This window comes from Chlamydia caviae GPIC, from assembly GCF_000007605.1.
Lineage (GTDB): Bacteria > Chlamydiota > Chlamydiia > Chlamydiales > Chlamydiaceae > Chlamydia > Chlamydia caviae.
Window position 1 is genome coordinate 422,003 of sequence record NC_003361.3, and the last position, 24,300, is coordinate 446,302.

A 24,300-nucleotide genomic window follows, 5' to 3' on the forward strand; every position below is an offset into this window, starting at 1 on the left:
ACTTTTTAAATCATAATAGGGTAAAGGAAAAAGTCAATAGTCTTAATTATTCTTAAAATCGAGGATGGCAAATGATAGAAATCTTTCCCCATTCTCTCCAATGGTGTATGTTTTTCTTTCGTTATTGTTTATAGAATGATTTAGGCGTTTTTGTGGCTGAGACTCCTTTCCATATTCCGGTATTAGTAAATGAGTGTTTGTCTTGGTTTTCTGATCGAAATCCAAGATCTTTCTGTGATGTTACTGTGGGAGCTGGAGGTCATGCCGAGGCTTTCCTCTCTACCTATCCTTCTATAATTTCTTATGATGGCTCCGACCGAGATGCTACAGCTTTATCTTTGGCAAGGGAACGTTTAGAAAAATTTGGAGATCGTGTGCATCTTCATCATGCTTCATTCGAGGATCTTGCTCAAGATCCTAAAGAAAATGTGTATGATGGGATACTTGCAGATCTTGGGGTTTCTTCTATGCAATTAGATACGTTATCTCGAGGTTTTAGTTTTCAGGGGGAAGATCACGATTTAGATATGCGTATGGATACCTCTCAAGGAATCACAGCAAGTGAAGTATTGAACACACTTCGAGAAGAGGAGTTAGGAAAGATTTTTCGTGAGTATGGAGAGGAACCCCATTGGAAAAACGTAGCTAATGCTATAGTGCATTTTAGAAGACGTAAGAAAATCATTACTGTCAAAGATTTAAAAGAAGCGACTGCAAGGGTTTTCCCTTCCTATCGTTTACGTAAAAAAATTCATCCACTAACTTTAATTTTCCAAGCTTTACGCGTGTATGTAAATCAAGAGGACGTGCAATTGAAAGTATTGCTAGAGTCTGCTATGCGTTGGCTTGCTCCTAAGGGACGTTTAGTAATTATTTCATTTTGTAGTTCTGAAGATCGTCCTGTAAAATGGTTTTTTAGGGAGGCAGAGAAGTCTGGTTTAGGGAAAATTCTTACTAAGAAGGTTGTTATGCCTACCTATGAAGAAATTAGGAGAAATCCTCGTTGTAGATCGGCAAAACTCCGTTGTTTTGAAAAGACATCCTGATGAATAAGTATCGTTTTTTACGCCTATCCTTTTGTTGTTGTTTTTTAGGAGGGTTACTTTATTCCTATATTAACAAACAAAATGATTTGACTAAATTACGGTTAGAAATTCCTTCTTTATGGTCAAAGTTGCGCCAAAGAGAACAAGACAACATTGCTTTGAGCTTTCTTATTGATAAAATAGAAAGTCCTGAACATCTCATGCATATAGCAACCCTTCCCGAATATCAATATCTCCAATATCCTACAGAAGATAGTGTTTGTGTTGTAACTGATGAATCATCGTAAATACTTAACAATAATCACTTGTGGGATGCTGCTTGCTTACTCTTTCTTGATTATGCGTTATTACAAAATTCAGATTTGTGAAGGCAAACGTTGGGCTGCGGAAGCATTAGGGCAACATGAATTTCGGGTCAAAGATCCTTTCCGTAGGGGAACATTCTTTTCTTTGATGAATGTACGTAAGGGAGATCCTGAACAACGACAACCTCTCGCCGTTGATATTACAAAGTTCCATCTTTGTTTAGACGCAGTAGCGATTCCAGAAGAACATCGCGATACGATTGCTGAGAAAATATATCATCTTATTGGTGATGGGGATTATGAGAAGTTGCGTGCAGAATTTGATAAGAAATCCCGACATAGGAAGTTATGTCTTTGGTTAGATCGTGCTGAGCATGACCGAATTCTTTCTTGGTGGCGAGGGTATGCATCTAAATCTAAAATACCTTCTAATGCTTTATTTTTCATGACGGACTATCAAAGATCCTACCCTTTTGGAAAGCTTCTAGGTCAAGTGCTTCATACTCTTAGAGAGGTGAAGGATGAAAAAACGGGGAAGGCTTTTCCTACTGGAGGATTAGAAGCATATTTTAACCATATCCTTGAAGGGGAACCTGGGGAAAGAAAATTTCTTCGTTCTCCTTTAAATCGTTTAGATCTTGATAAAGTTACAAAAATTCCTAGGGATGGATCGGATATCTATCTTACTATTAATCCATGCATACAGACGATTGCGGAAGAGGAATTAGAAAAAGGTGTGAAAGAGGCTCGCGCTAAGGGCGGGCGTTTGATTTTAATGAACGCCTATACCGGAGATATTTTAGCTTTAGCGCAATATCCTTTTTTTAATCCCGCAGAGTATAAGGACTTTTTCAATGATAAAGAAAAGATAGAACATACAAAAGTGACGTCAATAAGTGACGTTTTTGAACCAGGTTCTATTATGAAACCTCTTACTATTGCTATAGCATTGCTCGCGAATGAAGAGATGATAAAAAGATCTGGGAAACCTCTATTTGAGCCTTCGGAGCCTATCGATGTTACTCGCACTATTTTTCCTGGAAGAAAGCAATTTCCTCTTAAGGACATTTCATTAAATCGTCGTTTAAATATGTATATGGCGATTCAAAAATCTTCCAATGTGTATGTCGCACAGCTTGCCGATCGTATAGTCCAGAATTTAGGAAGCCATTGGTATGAAGAGAAGCTTTTGCTATTTGGCTTTGGAAAGAAAACGGGAATAGAATTACCCGGAGAAGCTGCGGGATTGGTCCCTTCTCCAAAGCGTTTTCATATTAATGGTGTTCCCGAGTGGTCTCTGTCTACACCGTATTCTCTTGCTATGGGCTATAATATTCTTGCTACAGGAATACAGATGGTGCGAGCTTATGCGATTCTTGCCAATGGTGGGTATAATGTGCGTCCTACTTTGATAAAGAAGGTTGTGGCTACTTCTGGACAAGAGTATGTATTACGTTCTCAAGTTCGGGGAGAAAGGATTCTATCTCAGAATATTGTTGATGAAGTGTTAAAAGCTACCCGGTTTACTACATATCCTGGGGGTACAGGGTTTCGAGGTTCTCCTAAAAACCATTCTAGTGCTGGGAAAACAGGAACAACAGAAAAACTTGTTAATGGGAAGTATGATAAACATCGCCATATTTCTTCATTTATCGGAATTACTCCTATATATCCTGCTGAAGAAACTTGCGTTCCTCTTGTTATGCTTGTTTCTATAGATGATCCTGAGCACTGTGTTCGAGAAGATGGTTCTAAAAATTATATGGGAGGGAGATGCGCTGCTCCTGTATTTGCTCGTGTGGCAGATCGTGCGCTCTCTTATCTGGGTGTTCCTGAAGATAAACAGAAATACAATTATAATCAGGAAGTTGCTTCTATGAAATCTTTGTATGAGGAATGGAATCGTTCGGGAAAATAAACTTACACTACCAAGTTGTGGTAGATGCGTGCTTGAACAAATTCGGGTTGTTTCCTGGAGAGACGCGTTAATAAGGATATAACTGTAAACATAATTTTCAGCGCCAATACGACTAAACCGAGACCAAGTGTTTCTAAGATTCCTGCAAAAGTGTGAAAGGCAATGTCTACTTTGCTATCTGCTTTAGTAGGCGCTGCAAAAATGCTAAATAGCTTAGCGGCTCCTAAGATATTTCCTAATATAGGAAGTGCGCGAACAACAGATTCTGAAATAGATTTTCTATTATTCAAAAGCCAATCGTTGTGCACAATGCCCTGACGGTTGCGTATGCATCCCCGTTGAATGATTTGTGGAAAATGTTTTGCATGCGCAACGAACTGCTCGTTGTCTTTATAACAACAGCGATGTTCTATTACATTAATTTGGCGTTCGAGGCACTGATACATCTTCCCTCATGGATTTTGTTGTCCCAATCGTAGAGAGAAGGATTCTATCAGGGAGTAATTTCTTTTCGCTATAAAAATAGGATATTTTTTAAGTAGAAGAAAAAATTAGATGGACTATTTTAATTGTTGCAAGTAAACTAGTTCGGCGGCAAATTTTTTGAGCTATCGTTGAAATTCGAAAGTTTATTTATGACGCATGAGCGTGAGCCAGGCTTTTTTTCTGTATGCAAGAGAAAAAGAGTATCTACAGACATATTAGGAACAATTTTGTATATAGAGGGGTCATTCCTTAAAAAGGAACTCCGGGCTAAAAAATGAATTTAAAAGAACTCCTCAACAACATAGAAGCAAAGATTTATGGGAAAGTTTCTCCCATAGAGGTGAGAAATCTTACCAAAGATTCCCGTAATGTTGGATTTGGAGATATTTTTATAGCTAACAAGGGGAAACAGTTTGATGGAAACGATTTCTCGCCCCTTGCTATTGAAAACGGCGCTATTGCTATAGCGTCTTCTATTTACAATCCTTTCCTATCTGTTGTTCAAATCGTTTCGTCGAATCTTCCTCAGCTTGAAGCAGAGCTTTCTGCGAAATATTATAACTACCCTTCTAAAAAACTTTGCATTGTTGGTGTTACCGGCACCAATGGCAAGACTACAGTTTCTCATTTAATAAAAACCCTGTTTGATGGTTGCAATAAGCCTTCGGGCTTGATAGGAACTATCGAGCATGTTTTAGGGAACAACCGCATTCAAGATGGTTATACCACTCCCGAATCTTGTCTATTGCAAAAGTATTTAGCTGAGATGGTAAAGAACCGTTTAACATCTGCGGTTATGGAAGTTTCTTCCGTAGGTCTTGTTTTAGAGCGGTTGGCAGAGGTCGATTTTGATGTTGGAGTTTTAACAAACATTACTCTCGATCATTTAGATTTCCATGGTTCATTTGAAGAGTATATAAACGCTAAGCTAAAATTATTCTCGAAGCTTCCTGCTACGGGTCTTGCTGTCGTGAATGGTGATTTATCCTATGCTTCGCGATTTTTGGAAATGACTCAAGCGCAACCCATTACTTATGGTATAGAGTGTCCAGCAGATTATCGAGCCATGCATCTGCGCTCTTCTCCTTTTGGAACTGATTTTGATTTAGTCTATAGGGGAGAGTCTTTGCCGTGCCGCCTACCTTTAATAGGGAAACATAACGTTTACAATATTCTTGCTGCTATCGCTGTTGCGCATCAACACTGCAATGGCGATTTGCAACAGCTAATTTCCTTAGCGGCAAATGTAGAATCGCCTAGAGGGCGATTAGAACCTGTTTTTTCAGGGCCTTGTCCTATTTATATTGATTATGCACATACCCCAGATGCCTTAGAAAATGTATGCAAAACACTACATGCTTTACTTCCTGAACAAGGAAAACTCATTGTTGTTTTCGGATGTGGAGGAGATAGAGATCAAAGCAAGCGACAAATCATGGCTGAAGTAGTCGAAAGATACGGATTTGCTGTTGTGACTTCAGATAATCCCCGAGGGGAAGATCCAGAAGAGATCATCAAGGCTATCTGTTCAGGGTTTGTAAAAAGAAATTTTTCTATCGAAATCGACAGAAAACAAGCAATTACATATGCTTTGTCCATTGCCTCAGATAGGGATATAGTGCTAGTGGCAGGGAAAGGGCATGAGACATACCAGATCTTTAAACATCAAACCATCGCTTTTGATGATAAGGAAATTGTGCGCGAGGTATTGTCATCTCATGTCTAATCGTTATATCTTGCTTACTCTTTGTATCTTTGGAATGGCTTTAGGAGGGGTTGCTGCTGAAAGTGCGCCTCCACAACGCGTGCGTCGCAATGAAGTGATCTTTATTGATCCCGGACACGGGGGTAAGGATCAGGGAACAGCGAGTAAAGAATTTCATTATGAGGAAAAGTCTTTAACCTTATCTCTTGCGTTTTCAGTGCAGAGTTATCTCAAGAGAATGGGGTATAAGCCAGTTCTTACCCGAACGTCAGATGTTTATGTAGACTTAGGGAAAAGAGCCGCTTTAGCAAATCAAAACAAAGCTGATATTTTTGTCAGCATCCACTGTAATTATTCTTCTAACGCGTCAGCCTTTGGTACTGAAGTATATTTTTATAATGGTAAAAATAATGTTGCTTCGAGAAGTCGTGCTTCAGAAGCTCTAGCTAAGGAAGTCCTAAACACAATGCAAAAAAACGGAGCGTTGAAAAATCGAGGAGTGAAGAACGGGAACTTCGCTGTTATTCGAGAAACAACAATGCCCGCAATTTTAATTGAAACGGGATTCCTCTCCAATCCTAGAGAACGAGCCGCACTTTTAGATGCGCGTTACCGAATGCATATAGCCAAAGGCATAGCTGAAGGCATCCATACGTTTCTTACTGGCCCTAATTTCCAAAAAACGAATTTAGTGAATGTTAAGGCCAGAAAACTTTCTGCAAAAGCGAGTTAGATTTCTATTGAGAAAACACTGAAGAAAAGAAAAGGTCGTCCTCGATGCGATTCGAACGCATGGCCTGCTGCTTAGGAGGCAACCGCTCTATCCTACTGAGCTACGAGGACACCAGGTGCAGTACTTTATCAAGTTAGATTAAAGAAGTCACGCGTTTGCCGTTATTAAATTAGAATATGAAAGCTTAGAAATTTTTTGTCAGACCATAAGATGCAGTAAGCATAGGTTTTGGCAAATACGAATCTTCGTTACTTATAACGATATAGAACGACTACGTATTTTTAAAAAATGTCTTGAATCCAAAGGATGAATAGATATGATACGCATATACTTCAAAAGTTTATTATTTAGGGCTACTCAACAAGTTACTTTAGGGCACTTTAATTAGGAGGCAACGGCTAATATGGCTACCATGACCAAGAAAAAACTGATCAGCACAATATCACAGGATCACAAGATTCATCCGAATCATGTGCGTACTGTAATCCAAAATTTTTTGGATAAAATGACAGATGCTCTAGTCAAAGGTGATAGGTTAGAGTTTAGAGATTTCGGCGTTTTACAGGTTGTAGAAAGAAAACCTAAAGTAGGGCGCAACCCTAAAAACGCAACTGTTCCCATTCACATTCCTGCAAGACGTGCCGTGAAATTTACTCCAGGAAAAAGAATGAAACGCTTGATCGAAACTCCTTCGAAGCATTCCTAATTTCGTGCCTTTCTCTTTTATCTAATTTATCAGAGTCAAGTTTTTAGGATGCTTAGAGACTTGACTCTAAAGTTTTTTGTTATTATTGTCTGGACGCAATCCGTTTCTGAGTAAAAAATTGTGAATATTGATGGGATCACAGCTAAGATTGCAAGAATGTGTCGAAGTGTTTCCCCATTCGAATTTTGATTCGCAGGTAAAGCAATTAATTTATGCCTGTCAGGATAAGAAACTTCGCGATTTCGTCTTTAAAGTTTTCCGACATCATCCTCTCTTAAAAGTTCATGACATCGCAAGGGCAATTTATTTGCTTATGGCTTTGGAAGAAGGACATGACTTGGGATTGGATTTCTTGAAATTAGAACAAGAAAGTTCTGGAGCAGCACGTCTATTTTGTCGAGGGGGATTTCCTTGGAAAGGTCTTCCTTATCCCGCGGAACATGCGGAACTCGGACTTTTACTTTTACAAATCTCTAGATTCTACGATGAAAGCGTGAAGCATGCTGAAATGATGAACTCCTTCCAGCAGGCATTATTTACGCATGAAGCGACTATATTTCCAGCTTTATGGAGCCAGGAATATACCCGATCTATAAAGGAAAAGACCTCGGTGAGTAAGTCTTTTCTATACCAGTTAGATCAGCAGGTAACCAGCGAGTATAGCTTTACAGATCCTAATCTAGGTTTCTGGATGCAACGAACACGTTCGGCATCCACTTTTATTGCTGGATCAGGGTGTAAAAGTGGTGTGGGAGCTTATTACTCCGGAGATGTTGGTATAGTAAACTACGGTCCGTGTTGTGGAGACATTAGCGATTGTCAGGGATTTGGTCTTTGTGGAATGGTTAAAGATTTCTCTATTATAGAAAATCAGGGTATTACGGAAATCTCTTTCCTTTCCGCTACCGCGGTGCCTTGTCCAAGAATTACAGGCTTTTCTTATTTACAAGATGCTTATTTAGGATCAAAAATTCGCCATTATATCACTATCTCAGAAAGGCAATGTCAGGTACGCTCTTCGTTAGAAGAAGATCCTTGCCAATCCTCATTCTCGATTTTCTGTAAGGGGAAAAGCTGCCAAGTGGTTGAAGGTCCTAGATTGCGGTCAAGCTCACTAGATTCTTATAAAGGACCGGCGAATGATGTAATAATTCATGGAGAACGGGATTCCTTGCGAATCCTATGCTCTAACCCTCATATGAAAATTTTTTCTTTACAGGGAAAAGAAAGGTTTTGGGGAAGTAATTTTTTGATTAATATTCCCTACCAAGACGCTAACGTCTCTGTTATTTTTGAAAAATGCAATTAATAGTTTATTATTTTTTGAAAAATTCTCAATAAAGTAATCTTATAATTGTTTTTTAAGAATTATTTGTATTAAAATTATCCTTTCTGTAAGAGGAGAAACGTTATTATGGAGCTTCTTCCCCACGAAAAACAAGTGGTAGAGTACGAGAAAACGATAGCCGAGTTCAAAGAAAAAAATAAAAAAAATTCTTTACTCTCATCCTCAGAGATACAGAAATTGGAAAGGCGTTTAGATAAGTTAAAAGAGAAGATTTACTCCGATTTGACACCATGGGAACGTGTGCAGATTTGTCGGCATCCCTCGCGTCCTCGATCTGTGAACTACATTGAGGGGATGTGTGAGGAATTTGTCGAGCTTTGTGGAGATCGTACGTTCCGTGATGATCCTGCCGTTGTTGGGGGATTGGCTAAGATCCAAGGCCAACGTTTCATGCTTATTGGTCAGGAAAAGGGATGTGATACTGCTTCTCGTGTGCATAGAAACTTTGGGATGCTTTGTCCCGAGGGTTTCCGCAAGGCATTACGTCTAGCAAAAATGGCTGAGAAGTTTGGTCTGCCGATTGTTTTCTTAGTAGACACCCCAGGAGCTTTTCCTGGACTTACGGCTGAGGAACGTGGCCAGGGATGGGCCATTGCTAATAATCTTTTCCAATTAGCTAGATTAAAAACCCCGATCATTGTTCTTGTTATTGGTGAGGGGTGTTCTGGAGGTGCTTTAGGCATGGCAATCGGAGATGTGATTGCGATGTTAGAGCACTCTTACTATTCTGTAATTTCTCCTGAAGGTTGTGCTTCTATTCTTTGGAAAGACCCAAAAAAGAATAGTGAAGCGGCTGCTATGTTAAAAATGCATGGTGAGGATCTCAAGCAATTTGCTATTGTGGATGTTGTAATTAAGGAGCCGGTAGGTGGTGCACACCACGATCCAGCTGCTGTATATCGCAATGTTCAAAATTTCATACTTCAGGAGTGGTTACGATTAAAAGACCTATCGATAGAAGATTTATTAGAAAAGCGGTATCAGAAATTTCGAACTATAGGTCTCTATGAAACTTCTTCTGAAAGCGGTCCTGAGGCATAAAAAGCATCTTACGTTATTAGGTTTTTCCCTACTTGCTATTTTAGGACTCACGGTATCTTCTCAAGCAGAGATTTTTTCTTTAAGTATTATAGCAAAAACAGGACCTGACGCTTTTGTTCTTTTCGCCCGCAAGGAAAAAAATCGCCTTGTAAAGGCTTCCCAGTTAAGCCAAGAGCAGATTTTAGAGAGATGGTCAGATATCTCTCCAGATTCTGATACGATAACTTCCGCGCAGGCAAATGCCTATATTTCTCGTTATGGTAGGGGAACCACATCCATAACCAGTAAGTTATCACGTCTTATTTCTCAGTACATAGATCTCTCGCGTTTCGGCTCTTTAGCTTTATTTTTAGTAATTGTAGCCATTTTCAAAGCTGTGACTTTGTTCTTTCAGAGATTCCTTTCTCAAGTGGTTTCTATTCGTGTAAGCTGTGATCTTCGTAGAGACTATTTCAAAGCTCTACAAAAGCTTCCCATGACATTTTTCCATGCTCACGATATGGGAAATCTTAGTAGCCGTGTGGTTACCGATTCCACATGTATTGCTCAAGCAGTAAATTCGTTAATGGTGAACTATGTTCAAGCTCCGATAACCCTCACACTAGCTTTAGCAGTATGTTTATCGATATCCTGGAAGTTTTCTCTTTTAGTATGCATTGCTTTTCCTATATTGATTCTTCCTATTGTGATCATTGCTAGAAAAATCAAAGCTTTAGCAAAGAGAATACAGAAAAATCAGGATAAGTTTTCTTCGGTACTTTTAGATTTCCTCGCAGGAATTGTCACTGTAAAGGTCTTTCGTACGGAGTCTTTTGCTTTTAAGAAGTATTGTGATCAAAATAGTCAAATTGCCGCTTTGGAAGAAAAAAGTGCAGCCTACGGTTTACTTCCTCGGCCACTATTGCATACGATAGCCTCGCTATTTTTCGCTTTCGTGGTGATTATTGGTCTTTATAAGTTCAATATTCCTCCTGAAGAGCTTATTGTATTCTGTGGATTGTTATACCTTATCTACGATCCTGTGAAGAAATTTGGAGATGAAAACACAACTATTATGAAAGGTTGTGCTGCTGCAGAAAGATTTTATGAGGTGCTTTCTCATCCCGATCTTCATAATGAATCTGAAGATAGTAAGGAATTCTTGGGTTTAGTAAAAAATATAGAATTTCGTGATGTTTCGTTTTCTTATACTAATCAGAAAACGGTGCTTAAAGAGCTGAACTTTACTATTAATAAAGGTGAGGCCATCGGTATTGTTGGTCCTACAGGAAGTGGGAAAACAACGATTAGTAAACTGCTTCCAAGGCTATATGAAGTAACACAGGGAGAGATTCTTTTAGATGGAGTTTCTATTAAAGACTATAGCAAATCTTCTCTTAGGAATCATATCGGCTGTGTTTTACAAAATCCGTTTCTCTTTTACGATACTATTTGGAATAACCTTACCTGCGGTAAGGATATTCCTGAAGACGATGTCATCCATGCGTTAAAGCAAGCGTACGCTTACGAATTCGTTCAAAAAATGCCTCAAGGGGTGCATAGCCTTCTTGAAGAATCTGGAAAAAATCTTTCCGGAGGACAACAGCAAAGGTTAACTATAGCGCGCGCCTTGTTGAAAAATGCTTCCATCTTGATTTTAGATGAAGCTACATCTTCTCTAGATGCTATTAGCGAAAACTATATCAAAGAGATCATCGGCCAGCTAAAAGGTCAGTGTACGCAGATAATCATTGCTCATAAGCTCTCCACTCTTGAATACGTAGATAGGGTAATTTATCTAGAACATGGTGAGAAAGTAGCAGAGGGAGTGAAAGATGAGCTTTTGTCCTCATGTCCCGCCTTTTTGAAAATGTGGGAATTATCGGGAACTAAAGACTGGGAATCCTCTGCAAGTGCTGAGTTGATAACACCGCTATCTCTTAGCTAAAGTAAGCATTAGATTTGGCTTGGGGTAGAAGTTGCTACGATGTCATAAATAGATGAGGAGAAAGCGTAGGAAAGCTTTTCAGCTAATACGTTTTTGTGTTTTTTAAGGTACACCCCACCTTCTTGCGTAGCATAATCTGAAGTTATTTTTATCATCATACAGTGTAGGTGATGATTTTTGCATAACCTAGCGATAGTATATCCCTCCATATCCACAAGTTGGAATGTCTCATGAAATCCATATCTATAAGGAGCATGAGCAGAAACCAAAGAGGCTTTGGGAAGATTAGGAAGCGTTGTGATTTCTAGCGCGATTGCCGAATCCAGTTGTTTGGGATGTGTTTTGCTAAGCTGCGCTACCTTATCAACGGTATAGAAGCTTTGTAAAGGAAGGTCGGGGGAGCAGCTTCCAGCAAAGCCAAGATTCACACAGGAATCATAATCTTCTAGTTTGGTATTGCTTAAAGCTTTTATCACGCCAGCTTCTCCCCATTGCTCTAAGAGGATCATGTCTATAGCTAGCGACATATGTGCATCGCGACATTGATAGAAATTTTTGTCATATCGAGTGAAGGAAAAATCTTGAATGAGAGATTTTGCTTCATTCATGTCTGCGAGAATAAGAAGAACTCTACATAGGTAATTAGATAAAGCAGCTGACATAATTTGATAATGTGTAGAGAGATTGTTCCCCTGAATTCGATAAGACAAGAGTATCATCGTTTACATAGGTGGCGATGAACTTGTTAATAACTGAGGTATCTTTATTTCTAGAGTATTCCAAAGCTTTATTTTCAGAACCTTTAGGATCTTTTAATGCTAGAAATAGAGATTTTCTTAACGCTAGGGTTAAAATATCAACAACAGTTTGTGGAAGTGTTTTTGATACAACAAGACACCCTAAAGGGAGAGGAAGTTGTGTTTTCTTTTCCCATAACGCACCAAGATCGGCTTTTAAAAATAGTTGCGCGCCATAGCTAAATCTTTCTTCATGAATGACTGCTCCTGCATTTACGTCACCACGTAAAATGGCAGCGATAATCTCACTGTATTTCATAGGAACAAGCTTTGCTTCAGGGTAGAATATCCTACAGAGAAGGTGAGCTGTTGTTGTTTCCCCAGGCGTGGCTATGGATCGTAAAGGTGACTTAGGATCCGAAGCTAGCACTAAAGGACCTACACCATGACCAATAATTGTCCCTACTTTCATAAGGGTGTAGTGATCAGCGACTTTTGGCAATAACGCTGCGGATATTTTTATTAGGGAATAGCGATGTTGCAAAGCTAATTCGTTTAATGTTGCAATATCTGCTATGGTAATTTGATCTAATAAGGAAAAACCTTCATGACGTTCTAAAAAAGAACGAAATAAGTAAATATCATTAGGGCAGGGTGAAAAAGCAGCTGAGAGGATCATGTCATTTGTTTCATTAAATCGATAGCAGCTTTCATATCTTTATCTAGGTTGCCTTGGTTTTCCAACCATTGGATATAAGATGCGGGAACCTCAGTGAGAGGTTTCCCTCTGTATTTGCCAAAAGGCATTTTAAAAGCTTTAGGATGCTGGCTCTCTTCCATTAGAGCCAGCACCTGCTCTGCAGAGAGATCGCCAATAAGCGCAGAAAATACATTGTATAGGGTAATGACATCGTCTAAAGCACGGTGGGCTTGATTTTCTGCAAAACCATATACTTGACGTAGGTATTGTAAATTATGTTTTGGTAAGTCGGGGCGATATTTTTGTGCCCATTTTAATGAGTCTATTGTCCGTAGGGATAAAGGTTCCAAGGAATGCCTACGGCATTCCTTTTCAAGTAGTGGGAAGTCAAAACTATCGTTGTTATGTGCAACAAGAATGGCTTCATTACCACAAAAATCACAGAATTGCTTGTAGGCTTCTGGAAATTTTGGAGCGGAACTTACTGTTGATGTCGTAATCCCATGAATTTTTGATGCTTCCTCAGGAATAGGAATTTCAGGATTTACATAGGTTACAAAGGATTGTTTAGTGACATTGTTATAGGCAGCAATTTCTATGATACGATCTTTATCTATCTGAGTTCCTGTAGTCTCCGTATCGTAAAAAATTAGTGCTGTCATCAGATCTTCCTAAATTATTCCTTTCTGTCTTTAGCTGCTTGTTTTTTCAATTCATCAAGATTCATGTTCCCTGAAGAGATCAAACCTATAGCATGAGAAAAACTATCACAAACCAGCCTAATAGTGTCGATATATACACGCAATAGGGTTTCATTAATTTCCCCATTGAGACAAGGAATTACCAAACGGTAAAAAATTAATCCTTGTTCTTCATCCATTCCAAATCCAGGAATATCCACATCTCTATTGAGCAAGTGTAGAAGACGTGCTGTAGCTTCTTTTTGGTTGTCGTAGAGTTGGTAGGGGAAATAGCAGATCATCTGAAGGATTTCTCCTTCACTACGAATCACAAAAAACAAAGGTAGCTCATGATCTCCAGCTTGGATATTGATATAAGTTAACCCGCTTTCTCTTTCTAAAAGAGGCTCTAATCCTGCATGTGTGAGATATTTTGATAGATTATTTTGATTTAAAGACCATGTTGTCATTTAAGACACTCCGTATTGTTCATAAATATGCTTAAAATTCTTTGTCAGTAGGATTAGAGATCTGAGGACTATCTACTTTTTTATTCTTATGAAATTTCCGTATGCTTTTGCTAAGAAAATCAGAAGTAGATGCGTGTTCTTTTTTCTCATTTTTTTGTAGGAGTTCATTGATATCTGTGTCGGGAGGAAATTCTGACAGTAGTGTAATTTTTTCTCCTGATTCTGCAATGACGAGAATTTTATTTACAACGCGAATGATGTAGATACAAGTTTTTGGATTTAAGGAGCGTCTATCAAGAATTTTAATTGTTGAAGAGTTTCCAAAGCCGGGACCTTTCGATTTTAAGAACTTTTTAAATGCCCAAACGCCAATGCCAAATAGCGTAAGAAGTAGTATTAACGATCCTAACATCTTAAACATTTCCAGCTTCATATTTTCTGGAAACATTCCTTGAAAACCCATGTGCTCATTAGAGGTATCCCCAAGAGCAAGATCGTCCATACAAAATGTTAGATAAGAAAAAAATTTATAAGGCATATTTGAGACCTTTTTGAGTTCCTATAGTCGTAAAACAACTAAGAAACAATTTGATTTGGGACATTTCACTAATGAATTGTTTTCGATCAGTTCTTTATAAGTTAATGCTTGATAGGTTCCAAGAACAAATTAAACTGTAACATTGTATATTCCTGCAAGAACGATGTAATTAAGATGACTAATTTAAAAATTTAAGAGAATATACTCAGAGCGATCTTGAAGGGTTTTTAATAGTTTCTTTCTTTATCGTGTTTTATGTGGATTTTGTTCTTTAAAATAGATGTAAATTTTTAATGACGATCTACGTATTTGTTGGGGAGCATGAAAGTTAGGATAACTTTATAGGGGAGTGTAAGATTGCTTTATGGATAAATTACTGATTACGGATATCGACGGTACGATTACACATCTTCCGCATCATTTAGATCCTGAAATTATTAAGAGCTTGCATCAGCTGTATTATTCTGGATGGCAGATATTCTTCCTTACAGGAAGGTATTTTTCTTACGCGCGTCAGTTATTTCGAGATTTTTCAGTTCCCTATTTATTAGGGTGCCAAAACGGTGCTTGTGTTTGGTCCTCTGAAGAAGAGAGATTTCTCTATTTTCAAGATATTCCCCATGAGATTTTACATATATTAGAGATGTATGTGGAAGATAGCGATGTGGTTTTTTCTATAGAAGCTGGAGCTAAGAATCAAGATCAGTATTATCGGTTTACATCTTATCCTAGTGAGGAAGATTTATTGCGTCATTTAGATCCTGTATATTTCCCCAACGCAGAAGATAGAGCACGATTAATAGAAACAAAAAAGCTTTCCGAAGACTATCCCTATGAGATGTTTGCCGTGGCAAAAATTTTTGGTAAAAAAAGCGAAGTAGAGAAAATACAAGCGAGAATGCATCAATCTAAAGAGTTAACTGCTAGTCTAAGGATGACCTTCATGCGTTGGCCTTTTGATTTTGATTATGCGATCTTATTTATGACGGATAAAGCAGTATCTAAGGGATATGCTGTTGATCGTGTTGTAGATTTGGTCTATGAAGGTCAAAAGCCTTTTATCATGGCTTCTGGAGATGATGCTAATGATATTGATTTGATAGAGCGTGGGGATTTTAAGATCGTGATGAATACAGCTCCAAAACATATGCACGCTGCAGCAGATTGCCTTGCCTCCCCAGCGAAAGATTTAGGGATTCTTCCCGCTTGGGAGGCAGGTGTAGAAATGTATCAAAGAATTAGGAATTCTTAGGAAGCATTTCAGGGCCAATTCCCATAATATTTGCTCCATGATCTACATAGAGAGTTTCTCCGGTAATTGCACTGGCAAGAGGGGAAACTAAAAATGCAGCAGCAGCCCCGACCTGTTCTGTTGTCATAGGGTTGGGGATTGGAGTCCAATCTAAGTAGTAATCTACCATTTGTTCAATAAACCCGATGGCTTTCCCTGCACGGCTCGCTAGAGGCCCTGCAGAAATGGTATTTACACGAATGCCCCATTTTCTTCCTGCTTCCCAAGCAAGCATTTTCGTATCACTTTCTAATGCAGCTTTTGCAGCGCTCATGCCGCCTCCATAGCCAGGTACGGCACGTGAAGAAGCTAAATAAGTTAAGGAAATGCTGCTGCCTCCGGGATGCATAATGGGGCCGAAGTGGGCTAATAAACTCACTAGAGAATAACTCGAAGTGCTTAATGCTGCTAGATAACCTTTGCGTGATGTTTCTAAAAGTGGTTTAGAAATTTCCGGACTATTCGCTAGGGAATGGATTAAAATATCAATATGACCGAAATCCTTTGTTACTTGCTCAACAACCTCAGAAATAGTATATCCTGAGATCCCTTTGTAACGTTTGTTTTCCGTAATATCTTGAGGAACATCTTCAGGTTTATCAAAGCTTGCATCCATAGGATAGACTTTTTTGATTTCTAAGAGGCTTCCATCGGATAGCTTTCTTGATTCGTCAAATTTTCCTAAATCCCAAGATTGGGAGAAGATTTTATAAATAGGTACCCAGGTGCCTACAATAATAGTAGCTCCTGCTTCTGCTAGTACTTTAGCGATTCCCCAGCCATAGCCCTGATCATCACCAATGCCCGCTATAAAAGCTACTTTGCCAGTTAAATCGATCTTTAACATTCGCCAACCTTATTTCTAAGTCCATACTGATACGAGGAGGTTAGCAGATTTCTTTATTATTACGAAACTCTTTGAAAACCTCATTAAGGAGCCCTATCCCAAGCTTTTTTTATCTTTACCCCTCCAGCTATCAATTAAAATTTTTATTTACATTTTAAATTCGCCGCTCTAACCTCCCTGCCCCTTGCGTAAGTTTGCAAGGTGAATCCTATGTTTAGTGTGATCTGTAAGTGAATAGGATTAAATTAAAATAGGAGAAAAATCATGGCATTTCCATTAGGGAATACGCGTTCTTCTTTAGGTTTTAGAGAACCTCAAGAAGAGACAAATGTTACAGAGAGCACATCATTAGTTTCTACAGTTGCTGAAATAGCACTAACTAATTCATCCACAGCCTCTACTTCACAAACAGCATCAAGTGCTTCTACGTTGATTTCTTCAGCTTTTGTTTCTGAAGCGGGGGATGCAGCGGTAACTGCAGCTGCGGTAGCTTTATCCACTTTGGATGCGAGCTTGGAAGATATCTATGTAGATATGGAGCCAATTAGGAGCGATAGCGCATCGCAAACGGAAAAGGTGAGTTATTTAGAATATCTAATAGAAAGAGAGACTCAAGGAGTGGTTTTACGTGACCATGTAAGAGAAGTTATGTCATATCGATCATCTTCCTCTGGCGCAGATCTTTTTGCGAGATCGTCGATACTCACACAACCTATTCGTGCAAGTATGGAGTGTTTAGATGATATTTCCATTTGCGAGAATACTGAAGAGACACCTTTAACAGCTGAAGAAAATGCCGTAGAGGATAAATCTCCGATACGTGCTCAGCTATTCAGTTTCTTTGTAGATCTTTTAAAACAAGATTTGCAGCACGGGAATATTAGTGGAGGTAGAGTTAAGGCGCTTTTAGATCACATATCTGGAGGTATGACTGCGCAAGAATATAAAGAGCTATTGGACTTGATTAAGGAGGGGGATTTCTCTTCGATAAGAGATATTAGCAAGTTGTGCAATATATTTATGTCCACACCTGTATTTCAATCTTCTCATCAGTTGCAGGCGCTATTTGCCTTTTTTAAAGGAGAAGGTGGAGCTGTTACCTTAGTCATGTTACATGAATTGATGGGTGTATTAACCGAAACGTTTGGTTTACCTCTTCCTGAGGGACTAGGTACATTCTTACTTGCTCTTAAAAATTTATATGAGACTACACATCCTGAAGGAGGCTCGGGAGTTGCTGCGGCAGTGTCTATAGTTTCATTAGTTTCTGGAATGTTGCAAAGTGAAACAACACGACGTGTTATGCAATCCTGTTATGATGGCTGTGCAGATTCTTGTACAGGAAATTGTGGTTGCACAGGTTGTGGATGTGCTGAAGGAGCTGCAGGTTGCGGTGGGTTTGGTTCATTGTTATGCGGACTTTTTGCAGGATGCTTCAATTTAAATACCGGCCGTAGTGGTGTTACAGAAGAAGATTTTAAAAAATTAGAAGACAAATACAGCTCTGCTGTTGTTTTAATTGCTTTAAATAATTTGGGAGTCAATACCGTAGATCTTCTTGCAGGGAGGTCAAAGGTTTTGATTACTTTAGATGCGCTTAAAGCTGAGTGCGACTCTTCTTCTAAAGATCTTAACAAAATTATCAAGAGTAAGAGTAGGGAGATGTGGGGAGAGGCTGCGTGCAACTACTCTCAGATTCTATCCCATCCAGTTCTTAAAGAAGGCATTGTCGTAGGTTTATCCAATCGAAATATTGTAATTAATGAAAAACGATTACAAGGGAAAGTGCTTATCGATTGTTCTTGGGGATCTCAAGGGTTTATTTCTACTAATGAGCCTTTTGATTCTCAGAGATTGGTAGGTTCTCTTGTCTCTCTTGTAGTGATGAAGAAAGAGGATAAAGTACACCGTAGATTGGGTGCTAATGATGCTGCTGCTGTAATGACGAGTGTATCTAGAATTCTTTCTGCTGCAATAGCTGAGGGAGAGAATATTTGGTTATCTACTGAAGATCTCATGACGTTGGTTTGCATTGTTTTAGCACATAGGAATTTTTCTGTGGTTGATGGAGAAGGTTCTGAGAATACAAGAATCTTTAAGACTCAGGAAATCAAAGATCTGTTTGCCACTGTTGAAGAGAATCGTATTCGATTAGAAAGGACGCAACAAGGTGATATTAGGGCTGGCTTGAACGCCACTGTTTTATACGCCAATATTGCTAGAAATGAATCTAAGAAAGAAACAGGTTACAGAGTATTTAAAGACAAGGCTAGAACTGAGGTTAGAAATAATCTTGTTACTCGTATGTCTATGCCGTGGATGAGAGCTTCCGGTTTAGTGTTAAAGAGCGCTTCAAAAGCAGATCTCGATGAAGTTCGCCATCCTATCGCAGAATCTTCTCTAGGTGTCTATATGCCTCAGGAGTATAGAGAAACTGCCGTGTAACTTAAATACATCAAAACGATTATCAAAATAGCCAAGGCTATTTTGATGATGAACATCCGAGCGTGTAATAACTCAAAAAATTGTTTCTAAGCGCCTAAGCCGTAAAGGGTGACAATAGAAACAAAAATGTGGTTATTATACGCTCACTTTTTTATATTTTTAAAATTTTTACTATACATTTTATTTCGTGTTCCCCAATCTGTTGCGCCTAATTTATTGAAAATCAACAACTTTGAGCTCAATTGCCTTTGTTTGTTGCTTTATTTAAGGAGAATAGAAATGACATCGCCTACAGGTAGGGGGAATGCGAATCCCGGTTTTATTTTTGATGAGGATTCAAATATTGGAGGAAATTCTACTGACGAAGAAAGAAGAGGAACACCGCGTCCAGGAGGAGCTAGGAGGATATCTGCTCGTGTTGAGGATGTGTTGCAACAAACGAATGTTTCTGGAGTCAATGCTGCATCACAAACCGATGACCCGCCTCCCATGCAAGTAACTGCGCAACCTGGTTCTGATGATCATAGGCGTCTCTCTGCGAGAGTTCAGTCGCTTTTAGGATCTCTCAGACAAGGTGGTGTGGCTCCTGCTCCCACACCTACGTCTATTCCAGCGCCATCTGCGGCTCCTACAGCTGAGTCTAGTGGGGATGCTGGCATGGAATCACTTCTATCTTTATTTTCGCATTTTGGTGGACGCGGTTTACCCCCCATGTCTACTGCAGATGCGATGCAGCCTATTGATTCTGTTGTTACTACGCAACCTGCTCCTCGGCGATTAGATATGCTGGCTGCTGGTATAACTCCCGGAGCCTTCGCGCTTTCAGCTATGACGTTGCCTACTCCTCCCGTGACTACACAACCCGTGACCACACAGCCTGTGACTACACAACCTGCTCCTGGATATGTCTTGCAGCAACCTAGTTCTGGTCTTGCTCCCGAGGCAAGAGCGCTTTTATCTTTACTTACACAAGCTAATGGAGGAGGGATTCATGCCCCCGCTCCAGCTGCGATGCCTTTGCCTGTGACTACACAACCTGCTGCTGCACCTGTTAGTCCTGCACAAGCTGCTGGCTATTTGACGGCATCAAATATGGTGAATCCTGGTACTAATCCCGCGTTGAATTCGCTTCTGGGTTTATTGAACCAAGCCGGAGGAGGAGTCGCTATACCCAATCTAGGGGGGATACCTTCCATTCCTTGGTCTACACAGCCTGTGTCTGGAGGTGCGTCGCAACAAACACTTATGGGGCTTTTAGGTTTATTTGGACAAGGTACTGGCGGTCTTTCTGGTTTAAATCCACAAATGTTTCTCAGTATGCTTCAAGGAATTGCAGCTACTCCTGGCCCTTACCAGAACGGTGCGAAAGCTATTTTGGATTTACTTCAGGGACATACTGGAACATCTATTCAGCATGGGCTTGGAGCTATAGCAAACTTAGTCAGTGGCCAGGGGTCTACGGCATCTAATGTGGGAGCGGCTGTACAAGCGTTAAGTGGGTTAGCGGGTTTGGCAGGTCCTGCGGGTGTTGCTGTTGGAGGTGTAGCCTCCCTTCTTGCAGCAGCAGTAACGAGTGAACCTGTACGTCGAGGAGGACGGTTCTGCTATGATAACTGGCATACAGGTTGTGAGGGAAATTGTTGCTGTCCTCAATGTGGCTGTGAAGAGGGAGAATGTGGCTGTGGAAGCTTAGGAAGATGTTTATGCGGTCTATTCGGAAATTGTTGCGGAGTGGGAGTCGATGCGCGAAGAGAGTTAGAGCAACAGCTAAGAGAAATAGAGGCTGAGTATGGTGACAGTATCTTTCTCATTGCTTTGAGTAATTTAGGTATAGATACCGTGGCTCTCTTATCTGGAAGCACGGCATTAATACTTCCTTCTTTGGATAGGATTCGTGAGGAATGTGGTCACTGTTCTAGAGATCTTCCAGGGATTTTGAAACGGAAAACAAATGCTATGTGGGCAGCTGCTGCTCAATGCTATGATAATGTATTGCGCAATCCATCTTTAAGAGCATCTTTTGTCGCTGGTATGGCAGGTAGATGTGATATCAATGCCGCTCAGTTAGCAGATGATATACGTATACTTCATCTTTGGGGAGGAGATGGCAGCCTTGTTGTAGCATCACCTTTTGATATGGAAAAGTTAGCACTTACTCTTCCAGAACTTAACGTGACCTCGCGTCGTAGTCCAGTAGCAGGGCCGCTAGGTGCAATTACAGCTGCAGTTGTCATGCAGGATTTAGCTAGGGTTTTAATGAAAGCTTCTCACGGAAGACGACAAATTTGGCTCAGTGTAAATGATTTGATGACTCTTACATGTATGATTCTTGCTTATCGAGGTATTAGTATTGTCTCTGATGACGTATTTACTGAGGGATCAAAGATACATAGGAGAGCTGATATGCGTCGGCTATTTACGGACATAGATAATCGTCGCTTCTTAAACGAGCGTACTCGAGGACCGGCTCCTTATGAAACTCTAGTAAATCCTTATGTGGAACTAGCTACAAGATGTTTTGCTGAAAGTGCTGCTCGCGCAGAGAGAATGAGACGTCCCGGAGATGCCTCTAGGGAAGAACTGTTAACAAGCCTCTCGAGTAGATGGATGTTAGCAGCAGGCATTACTCCCGCCAATCCTGTTGTAGCACAACCTTTAGGATTAAGGGCTCCTACACATATGCCAATTAGTGATTTAGGAGAGGCTGCATCTAGAGGAGATCAGGGTCGTGATTACGAACGGGAAGGTGCGCGACCTCGAGGAGACCATGGAAACAACAATGCAGGAGGCAGTACCGAAGAGGAAGAAGAAACTATAGTTTAACGTTTTTGTAGTAGATGTGGGGCTGCTTGTCTAGGATCTCCGGATGAGGAGGCTACCGCATCTACCTTTTCTTGAGAAAATGGCGATGTAAAGGTTAAAGCGTGTGCATGGAGTAGAGGACGAAATACATCTTTTGGTTGTTCTTTCCTGCCATAATCTACATCGCCAACAATGGGATGTCCGAGAGTTTGCATATGCAGACGAATCTGATGCGTTCTTCCTGTAATTGGTTCACAGCGTATTAAAGTGTAGTGCTTATAAGTACTCAACACCGACCAGTTTGTAATTGTTAATTTCCCACAATCTTTATTTGTATTTCCAAAAATTACAGCGCCGCAACGGCGTGACTTGGGAGCTGTGTGAGAAATTAACGTTCCCGAAGATTTTTTTGGGTGACCAAAAACTAAAGCAGTGTATTGTTTATGTATTTTTCGTTTTTTAAACAATTCCATGAGGGCATTAGCAGCATCTGCACTTTTGGCAAATAGGATGCATCCTGTAGTATCCCTATCTAGCCTATGGACGGTATAGAGTCCCGTTGTTTTTGCCAGATCTTCCGTAGAGATATGAGAAGGTTTGTCATAAATACAACAATGCTGATCTTCCCACAGCATTTTTGGCTCTGATCTTATTTGCAAGGTGAGGGTGATATGATCTCCAGGTTGAACTTTGTAAGATTCGAACCGTTCGACATGACCGTTTACACGACAACCGTGATAACGCACCGAATCAAGAATGATATGTTTTTTATAGTCGGGGAGCTGTGAACGTAGGAAAGATGATAATCTTTCTACATGATCAGCAACCCAAGAAAATTCTTTCATAAACTAGCAAAATTGAGAACTTAGGTAAAATTTTACGAGAATTTGTATGGTAAAGATAGCTTTTTCTGAAAGAGCGAAAAAATTTCCTGTAGAAAAGTTAAAACAATGGTTTACAGACAATAAACGTAGCTTCCCATGGAGAGACAATCCTTCTCCCTATAATGTCTGGGTTTCCGAAGTGATGCTCCAGCAAACACGAGCAGAAGTTGTAGTAAAGTATTTTATTGAATGGATGGAGAGATTTCCGACTATAGAATCTTTAGCCACAGCTAAAGAAGAAGATGTCATTAAGGCTTGGGAGGGTTTGGGGTATTATACCCGCGTGCGCAACCTTTTGCATGGAGCGCGCATGGTGATGAAGGATTTTGGGGGAGAGCTTCCTGATGATCCTTTAGATTTAATGCAGATCAAGGGGCTAGGTCCGTATACGGTACATGCGATTTTAGCTTTTGCTTTTAAAAGAAGAACGGCCGCGGTAGATGGCAATGTTTTGCGGGTAATCAGTAGGGTATTTTTGATAGATGCTTCTATAGATTTAGAATCTACTAAAACTTGGGTATTTAGGATTACCTTATCTCTTTTACCTGCTAAAGATCCACAGATAATTACGGAAGCTTTAATAGAGCTTGGAGCGTGTATTTGTAAACGTGTGCCCAAGTGTGAAATTTGTCCTTTAAACGCTATGTGTGGAGCTTATAAAGAAGGGAGACAAAAATCTCTTCCTATACGTCATGCTAGGAAAAAAACAGTGACACTATTTCGTTGGGTAGCGATTGTTCTTTATGAAGATTCTATTGTTCTTGAACAGAGAAAACCTGAAGAGATGATGGCTGGTTTATATGAATTTCCTTATATAGAGGTTGAGTCTTTTGATGATTTTTCGGATATAGAGGGGCTTATCCAAGAAATGGGGGAACGTGTGGGAACTCCTCTGGTATTTCATGGGGAAATAGAGGAACAGCGTCACGCATTTACACATTATAAGGTACGCCTTATTCCAAGAATCTTCCGTGCAAAATTTAAACCCAAGCCTGAGCTTCTTTATCCTTTAAAAGGATTAGACTCGTTGCCTTTTTCTTCTGGACATAGGAAAATCAAGGCTTGGTTATTAGAGAATGCTTACATTGTTTCTAATCCTGAACTTGTGAAGGTTTAAGTTCATGAAAAATATCGACTTTTCTCAATTAATAGAGCTTGTTAGAAAAATGGTCTCGGATGGTGTTTGTCCTTGGACAGATCATCAGAATTTTGATTCTATAATCGGCCATATTCTTCAGGAGTGTCAGGAATTATCCGAAGCTGTTCATGAGGGACATCCCATGGAGGAGGTCACTTCAGAAGCTGGAGACGTTCTTACTCTTGTATTGTTGTTGTGCTTTAAGATGGAGTTTCTAGGAATGTCTTCGGTAGATGCAATCATTACCGAAGCTCTTGCTAAGATTCGCCGTCGTGCTCCTCATGTTTTCGATTCAAGTAAAACAATTTCTTATGAGGAGGCAAGAAAGGCTTGGGCTCTTGCCAAACTCGAAGAGAAGAGTAGAAAATAGACAGTTTGCTAGGGGCTTTCCTCTTTAGTAAAATGCATCAAATATGGTATCAAGGAGCAGTAAGTTGGGGACCTTTTAAGAGAAGAGACCTACGAATCGGGTCAGGACTGGAAGGTAGCAGCCCTAAGAAGTGTTTTCTTTTGCTAGAAGTGTTCTCCAACTTACTCTTCTTTTCTTTCAAGT

At 39.9% G+C, this 24,300-nt stretch carries 22 protein-coding genes, 1 tRNA gene and 1 other RNA gene; 15 read left to right on the forward strand and 9 right to left on the reverse strand.

The features are described 5' to 3' along the window. The first annotated feature begins 152 nt into the window (after nucleotides 1-152). The 3 genes from rsmH to CCA_RS01880 are packed head-to-tail and all read left to right on the forward strand — an operon-like array spanning nucleotide 153 to nucleotide 3,269. Nucleotides 153-1,046, forward strand: coding sequence for a 16S rRNA (cytosine(1402)-N(4))-methyltransferase RsmH (gene rsmH / locus CCA_RS01870; RefSeq protein WP_011006336.1), 894 nt, complete (start codon nucleotides 153-155; stop codon nucleotides 1,044-1,046). Next, nucleotides 1,046-1,333, forward strand: a complete 288-nt coding sequence (locus CCA_RS01875; RefSeq protein WP_011006337.1) for a hypothetical protein — start codon at nucleotides 1,046-1,048, stop codon at nucleotides 1,331-1,333. Before rsmH ends, CCA_RS01875 begins: the two co-directional genes overlap by 1 nt. Further along, on the forward strand, nucleotides 1,320-3,269 hold the full coding sequence (locus CCA_RS01880; protein ID WP_011006338.1) for a peptidoglycan D,D-transpeptidase FtsI family protein: 1,950 nt from the start codon (nucleotides 1,320-1,322) through the stop codon (nucleotides 3,267-3,269). Before CCA_RS01875 ends, CCA_RS01880 begins: the two co-directional genes overlap by 14 nt. A gap of 2 nt (nucleotides 3,270-3,271) precedes the next feature. On the opposite strand, the gene CCA_RS01885 is transcribed toward CCA_RS01880, so the two are convergent. Beyond that, on the reverse strand, nucleotides 3,272-3,715 hold the full coding sequence (locus tag CCA_RS01885; protein ID WP_011006339.1) for a hypothetical protein: 444 nt from the start codon (nucleotides 3,713-3,715) through the stop codon (nucleotides 3,272-3,274). 314 nt (nucleotides 3,716-4,029) lie between these two features. On the opposite strand from CCA_RS01885, the gene CCA_RS01890 reads away from it, so the two are divergent. Together CCA_RS01890 and CCA_RS01895 are read left to right on the forward strand one after the other, a co-directional pair. Then, a complete protein-coding gene (locus tag CCA_RS01890) occupies nucleotides 4,030-5,481 on the forward strand; it encodes a UDP-N-acetylmuramoyl-L-alanyl-D-glutamate--2,6-diaminopimelate ligase (RefSeq protein WP_011006340.1) in 1,452 nt (483 codons plus the stop codon). Beyond that, a complete protein-coding gene (locus CCA_RS01895; RefSeq protein ID WP_041462205.1) occupies nucleotides 5,474-6,193 on the forward strand; it encodes an N-acetylmuramoyl-L-alanine amidase family protein in 720 nt (239 codons plus the stop codon). The genes CCA_RS01890 and CCA_RS01895 overlap by 8 nt, the downstream gene beginning before the upstream one ends. Nucleotides 6,194-6,229: 36 nt before the next feature. Here the strand turns inward: CCA_RS01895 and CCA_RS01900 are convergent. Next, nucleotides 6,230-6,303, reverse strand: a tRNA-Arg gene (locus CCA_RS01900). A 293-nt stretch (nucleotides 6,304-6,596) separates the two neighbouring features. Between CCA_RS01900 and CCA_RS01905 the strand changes: the two genes are divergently transcribed. From CCA_RS01905 to CCA_RS01920, 4 genes are all read left to right on the forward strand, one after another. Further along, the gene (locus CCA_RS01905) at nucleotides 6,597-6,899 is read left to right on the forward strand and encodes an HU family DNA-binding protein (protein WP_006344016.1); all 303 of its coding nucleotides are present in this window, start codon (nucleotides 6,597-6,599) and stop codon (nucleotides 6,897-6,899) included. A gap of 124 nt (nucleotides 6,900-7,023) precedes the next feature. Next, nucleotides 7,024-8,208, forward strand: a complete 1,185-nt coding sequence (locus CCA_RS01910; RefSeq protein WP_193328804.1) for a hypothetical protein — start codon at nucleotides 7,024-7,026, stop codon at nucleotides 8,206-8,208. A 105-nt stretch (nucleotides 8,209-8,313) separates the two neighbouring features. Then, nucleotides 8,314-9,288: an acetyl-CoA carboxylase carboxyltransferase subunit alpha gene (locus CCA_RS01915; protein ID WP_011006343.1), complete on the forward strand. Its 975-nt coding sequence runs from the start codon at nucleotides 8,314-8,316 to the stop codon at nucleotides 9,286-9,288. Continuing rightward, nucleotides 9,254-11,215: an ABC transporter ATP-binding protein gene (locus CCA_RS01920; RefSeq protein ID WP_011006344.1), complete on the forward strand. Its 1,962-nt coding sequence runs from the start codon at nucleotides 9,254-9,256 to the stop codon at nucleotides 11,213-11,215. The genes CCA_RS01915 and CCA_RS01920 overlap by 35 nt, the downstream gene beginning before the upstream one ends. An 8-nt stretch (nucleotides 11,216-11,223) precedes the next feature. On the opposite strand, the gene CCA_RS01925 is transcribed toward CCA_RS01920, so the two are convergent. The 5 genes from CCA_RS01925 to CCA_RS01945 are packed head-to-tail and all read right to left on the reverse strand — an operon-like array spanning nucleotide 11,224 to nucleotide 14,340. Beyond that, the gene (locus tag CCA_RS01925; protein ID WP_011006345.1) at nucleotides 11,224-11,877 is read right to left on the reverse strand and encodes a hypothetical protein; all 654 of its coding nucleotides are present in this window, start codon (nucleotides 11,875-11,877) and stop codon (nucleotides 11,224-11,226) included. After that, the gene (locus tag CCA_RS01930; protein ID WP_011006346.1) at nucleotides 11,858-12,631 is read right to left on the reverse strand and encodes a 1,4-dihydroxy-6-naphthoate synthase; all 774 of its coding nucleotides are present in this window, start codon (nucleotides 12,629-12,631) and stop codon (nucleotides 11,858-11,860) included. The genes CCA_RS01925 and CCA_RS01930 overlap by 20 nt, the downstream gene beginning before the upstream one ends. Continuing rightward, nucleotides 12,628-13,314, reverse strand: coding sequence for a putative quorum-sensing-regulated virulence factor (locus CCA_RS01935; protein ID WP_011006347.1), 687 nt, complete (start codon nucleotides 13,312-13,314; stop codon nucleotides 12,628-12,630). The genes CCA_RS01930 and CCA_RS01935 overlap by 4 nt, the downstream gene beginning before the upstream one ends. A 14-nt stretch (nucleotides 13,315-13,328) precedes the next feature. Continuing rightward, nucleotides 13,329-13,802, reverse strand: coding sequence for a YbjN domain-containing protein (locus CCA_RS01940; RefSeq protein WP_011006348.1), 474 nt, complete (start codon nucleotides 13,800-13,802; stop codon nucleotides 13,329-13,331). Nucleotides 13,803-13,833: 31 nt separating this feature from the next. Then, nucleotides 13,834-14,340, reverse strand: coding sequence for a FliO/MopB family protein (locus CCA_RS01945; RefSeq protein ID WP_011006349.1), 507 nt, complete (start codon nucleotides 14,338-14,340; stop codon nucleotides 13,834-13,836). A 364-nt stretch (nucleotides 14,341-14,704) separates the two neighbouring features. Here CCA_RS01945 and CCA_RS01950 point away from each other — a divergent pair, with 364 nt between their 5' ends. Next, nucleotides 14,705-15,592, forward strand: coding sequence for an HAD-IIB family hydrolase (locus CCA_RS01950; protein ID WP_011006350.1), 888 nt, complete (start codon nucleotides 14,705-14,707; stop codon nucleotides 15,590-15,592). Here CCA_RS01950 and CCA_RS01955 read toward each other — a convergent pair. Further along, complete coding sequence (locus CCA_RS01955) at nucleotides 15,579-16,478, reverse strand: enoyl-[acyl-carrier-protein] reductase (protein WP_011006351.1); 900 nt, start codon at nucleotides 16,476-16,478, stop codon at nucleotides 15,579-15,581. The two genes, CCA_RS01950 and CCA_RS01955, sit on opposite strands and share 14 nt — an antisense overlap. A 264-nt stretch (nucleotides 16,479-16,742) precedes the next feature. Between CCA_RS01955 and CCA_RS01960 the strand changes: the two genes are divergently transcribed. Both CCA_RS01960 and CCA_RS05160 read left to right on the forward strand, forming a co-directional pair. Next, nucleotides 16,743-18,923 carry a hypothetical protein gene (locus tag CCA_RS01960; RefSeq protein ID WP_011006352.1) on the forward strand — a complete coding sequence of 727 codons (2,181 nt, stop codon included), beginning with the start codon at nucleotides 16,743-16,745 and terminating at the stop codon, nucleotides 18,921-18,923. 279 nt (nucleotides 18,924-19,202) lie between these two features. Beyond that, nucleotides 19,203-21,746 carry a hypothetical protein gene (locus CCA_RS05160; RefSeq protein ID WP_050707692.1) on the forward strand — a complete coding sequence of 848 codons (2,544 nt, stop codon included), beginning with the start codon at nucleotides 19,203-19,205 and terminating at the stop codon, nucleotides 21,744-21,746. On the opposite strand, the gene CCA_RS01970 is transcribed toward CCA_RS05160, so the two are convergent. Next, complete coding sequence (locus tag CCA_RS01970; protein ID WP_041462207.1) at nucleotides 21,743-22,570, reverse strand: RluA family pseudouridine synthase; 828 nt, start codon at nucleotides 22,568-22,570, stop codon at nucleotides 21,743-21,745. The genes CCA_RS05160 and CCA_RS01970 overlap by 4 nt on opposite strands. A 46-nt stretch (nucleotides 22,571-22,616) precedes the next feature. Between CCA_RS01970 and mutY the strand changes: the two genes are divergently transcribed. The 3 genes from mutY (at nucleotide 22,617) to ffs (ending at nucleotide 24,281) form a co-directional block, all read left to right on the forward strand. Beyond that, a complete protein-coding gene (mutY, locus tag CCA_RS01975) occupies nucleotides 22,617-23,726 on the forward strand; it encodes an A/G-specific adenine glycosylase (RefSeq protein WP_011006354.1) in 1,110 nt (369 codons plus the stop codon). A gap of 4 nt (nucleotides 23,727-23,730) precedes the next feature. Beyond that, nucleotides 23,731-24,117 (forward strand): MazG nucleotide pyrophosphohydrolase domain-containing protein, encoded by a 387-nt coding sequence (locus CCA_RS01980; RefSeq protein WP_011006355.1) that lies wholly within the window; start codon nucleotides 23,731-23,733, stop codon nucleotides 24,115-24,117. Nucleotides 24,118-24,180: 63 nt separating this feature from the next. Further along, nucleotides 24,181-24,281: signal recognition particle sRNA small type (gene ffs, locus CCA_RS05240), an RNA gene on the forward strand. The last annotated feature ends 19 nt before the right edge of the window (nucleotides 24,282-24,300 follow it).

What these genes read in the sequence shown, in the direction of transcription:
- CCA_RS01875 (WP_011006337.1), top strand. Translation starts at nt 1,046, where the DNA reads ATGAATAAGTATCGTTTTTTACGCCTATCCTTTTGTTGTTGTTTTTTA.
- CCA_RS01880 (WP_011006338.1), top strand. Translation starts at nt 1,320, where the DNA reads ATGAATCATCGTAAATACTTAACAATAATCACTTGTGGGATGCTGCTT.
- CCA_RS01885 (WP_011006339.1), bottom strand. Translation starts at nt 3,715, where the DNA reads ATGTATCAGTGCCTCGAACGCCAAATTAATGTAATAGAACATCGCTGT.
- CCA_RS01890 (WP_011006340.1), top strand. Translation starts at nt 4,030, where the DNA reads ATGAATTTAAAAGAACTCCTCAACAACATAGAAGCAAAGATTTATGGG.
- CCA_RS01895 (WP_041462205.1), top strand. Translation starts at nt 5,474, where the DNA reads ATGTCTAATCGTTATATCTTGCTTACTCTTTGTATCTTTGGAATGGCT.
- CCA_RS01905 (WP_006344016.1), top strand. Translation starts at nt 6,597, where the DNA reads ATGGCTACCATGACCAAGAAAAAACTGATCAGCACAATATCACAGGAT.
- CCA_RS01915 (WP_011006343.1), top strand. Translation starts at nt 8,314, where the DNA reads ATGGAGCTTCTTCCCCACGAAAAACAAGTGGTAGAGTACGAGAAAACG.
- CCA_RS01920 (WP_011006344.1), top strand. Translation starts at nt 9,254, where the DNA reads ATGAAACTTCTTCTGAAAGCGGTCCTGAGGCATAAAAAGCATCTTACG.
- CCA_RS01925 (WP_011006345.1), bottom strand. Translation starts at nt 11,877, where the DNA reads ATGTCAGCTGCTTTATCTAATTACCTATGTAGAGTTCTTCTTATTCTC.
- CCA_RS01930 (WP_011006346.1), bottom strand. Translation starts at nt 12,631, where the DNA reads ATGATCCTCTCAGCTGCTTTTTCACCCTGCCCTAATGATATTTACTTA.
- CCA_RS01935 (WP_011006347.1), bottom strand. Translation starts at nt 13,314, where the DNA reads ATGACAGCACTAATTTTTTACGATACGGAGACTACAGGAACTCAGATA.
- CCA_RS01940 (WP_011006348.1), bottom strand. Translation starts at nt 13,802, where the DNA reads ATGACAACATGGTCTTTAAATCAAAATAATCTATCAAAATATCTCACA.
- CCA_RS01945 (WP_011006349.1), bottom strand. Translation starts at nt 14,340, where the DNA reads ATGCCTTATAAATTTTTTTCTTATCTAACATTTTGTATGGACGATCTT.
- CCA_RS01950 (WP_011006350.1), top strand. Translation starts at nt 14,705, where the DNA reads ATGGATAAATTACTGATTACGGATATCGACGGTACGATTACACATCTT.
- CCA_RS01955 (WP_011006351.1), bottom strand. Translation starts at nt 16,478, where the DNA reads ATGTTAAAGATCGATTTAACTGGCAAAGTAGCTTTTATAGCGGGCATT.
- CCA_RS01960 (WP_011006352.1), top strand. Translation starts at nt 16,743, where the DNA reads ATGGCATTTCCATTAGGGAATACGCGTTCTTCTTTAGGTTTTAGAGAA.
- CCA_RS05160 (WP_050707692.1), top strand. Translation starts at nt 19,203, where the DNA reads ATGACATCGCCTACAGGTAGGGGGAATGCGAATCCCGGTTTTATTTTT.
- CCA_RS01970 (WP_041462207.1), bottom strand. Translation starts at nt 22,570, where the DNA reads ATGAAAGAATTTTCTTGGGTTGCTGATCATGTAGAAAGATTATCATCT.
- mutY (WP_011006354.1), top strand. Translation starts at nt 22,617, where the DNA reads ATGGTAAAGATAGCTTTTTCTGAAAGAGCGAAAAAATTTCCTGTAGAA.
- CCA_RS01980 (WP_011006355.1), top strand. Translation starts at nt 23,731, where the DNA reads ATGAAAAATATCGACTTTTCTCAATTAATAGAGCTTGTTAGAAAAATG.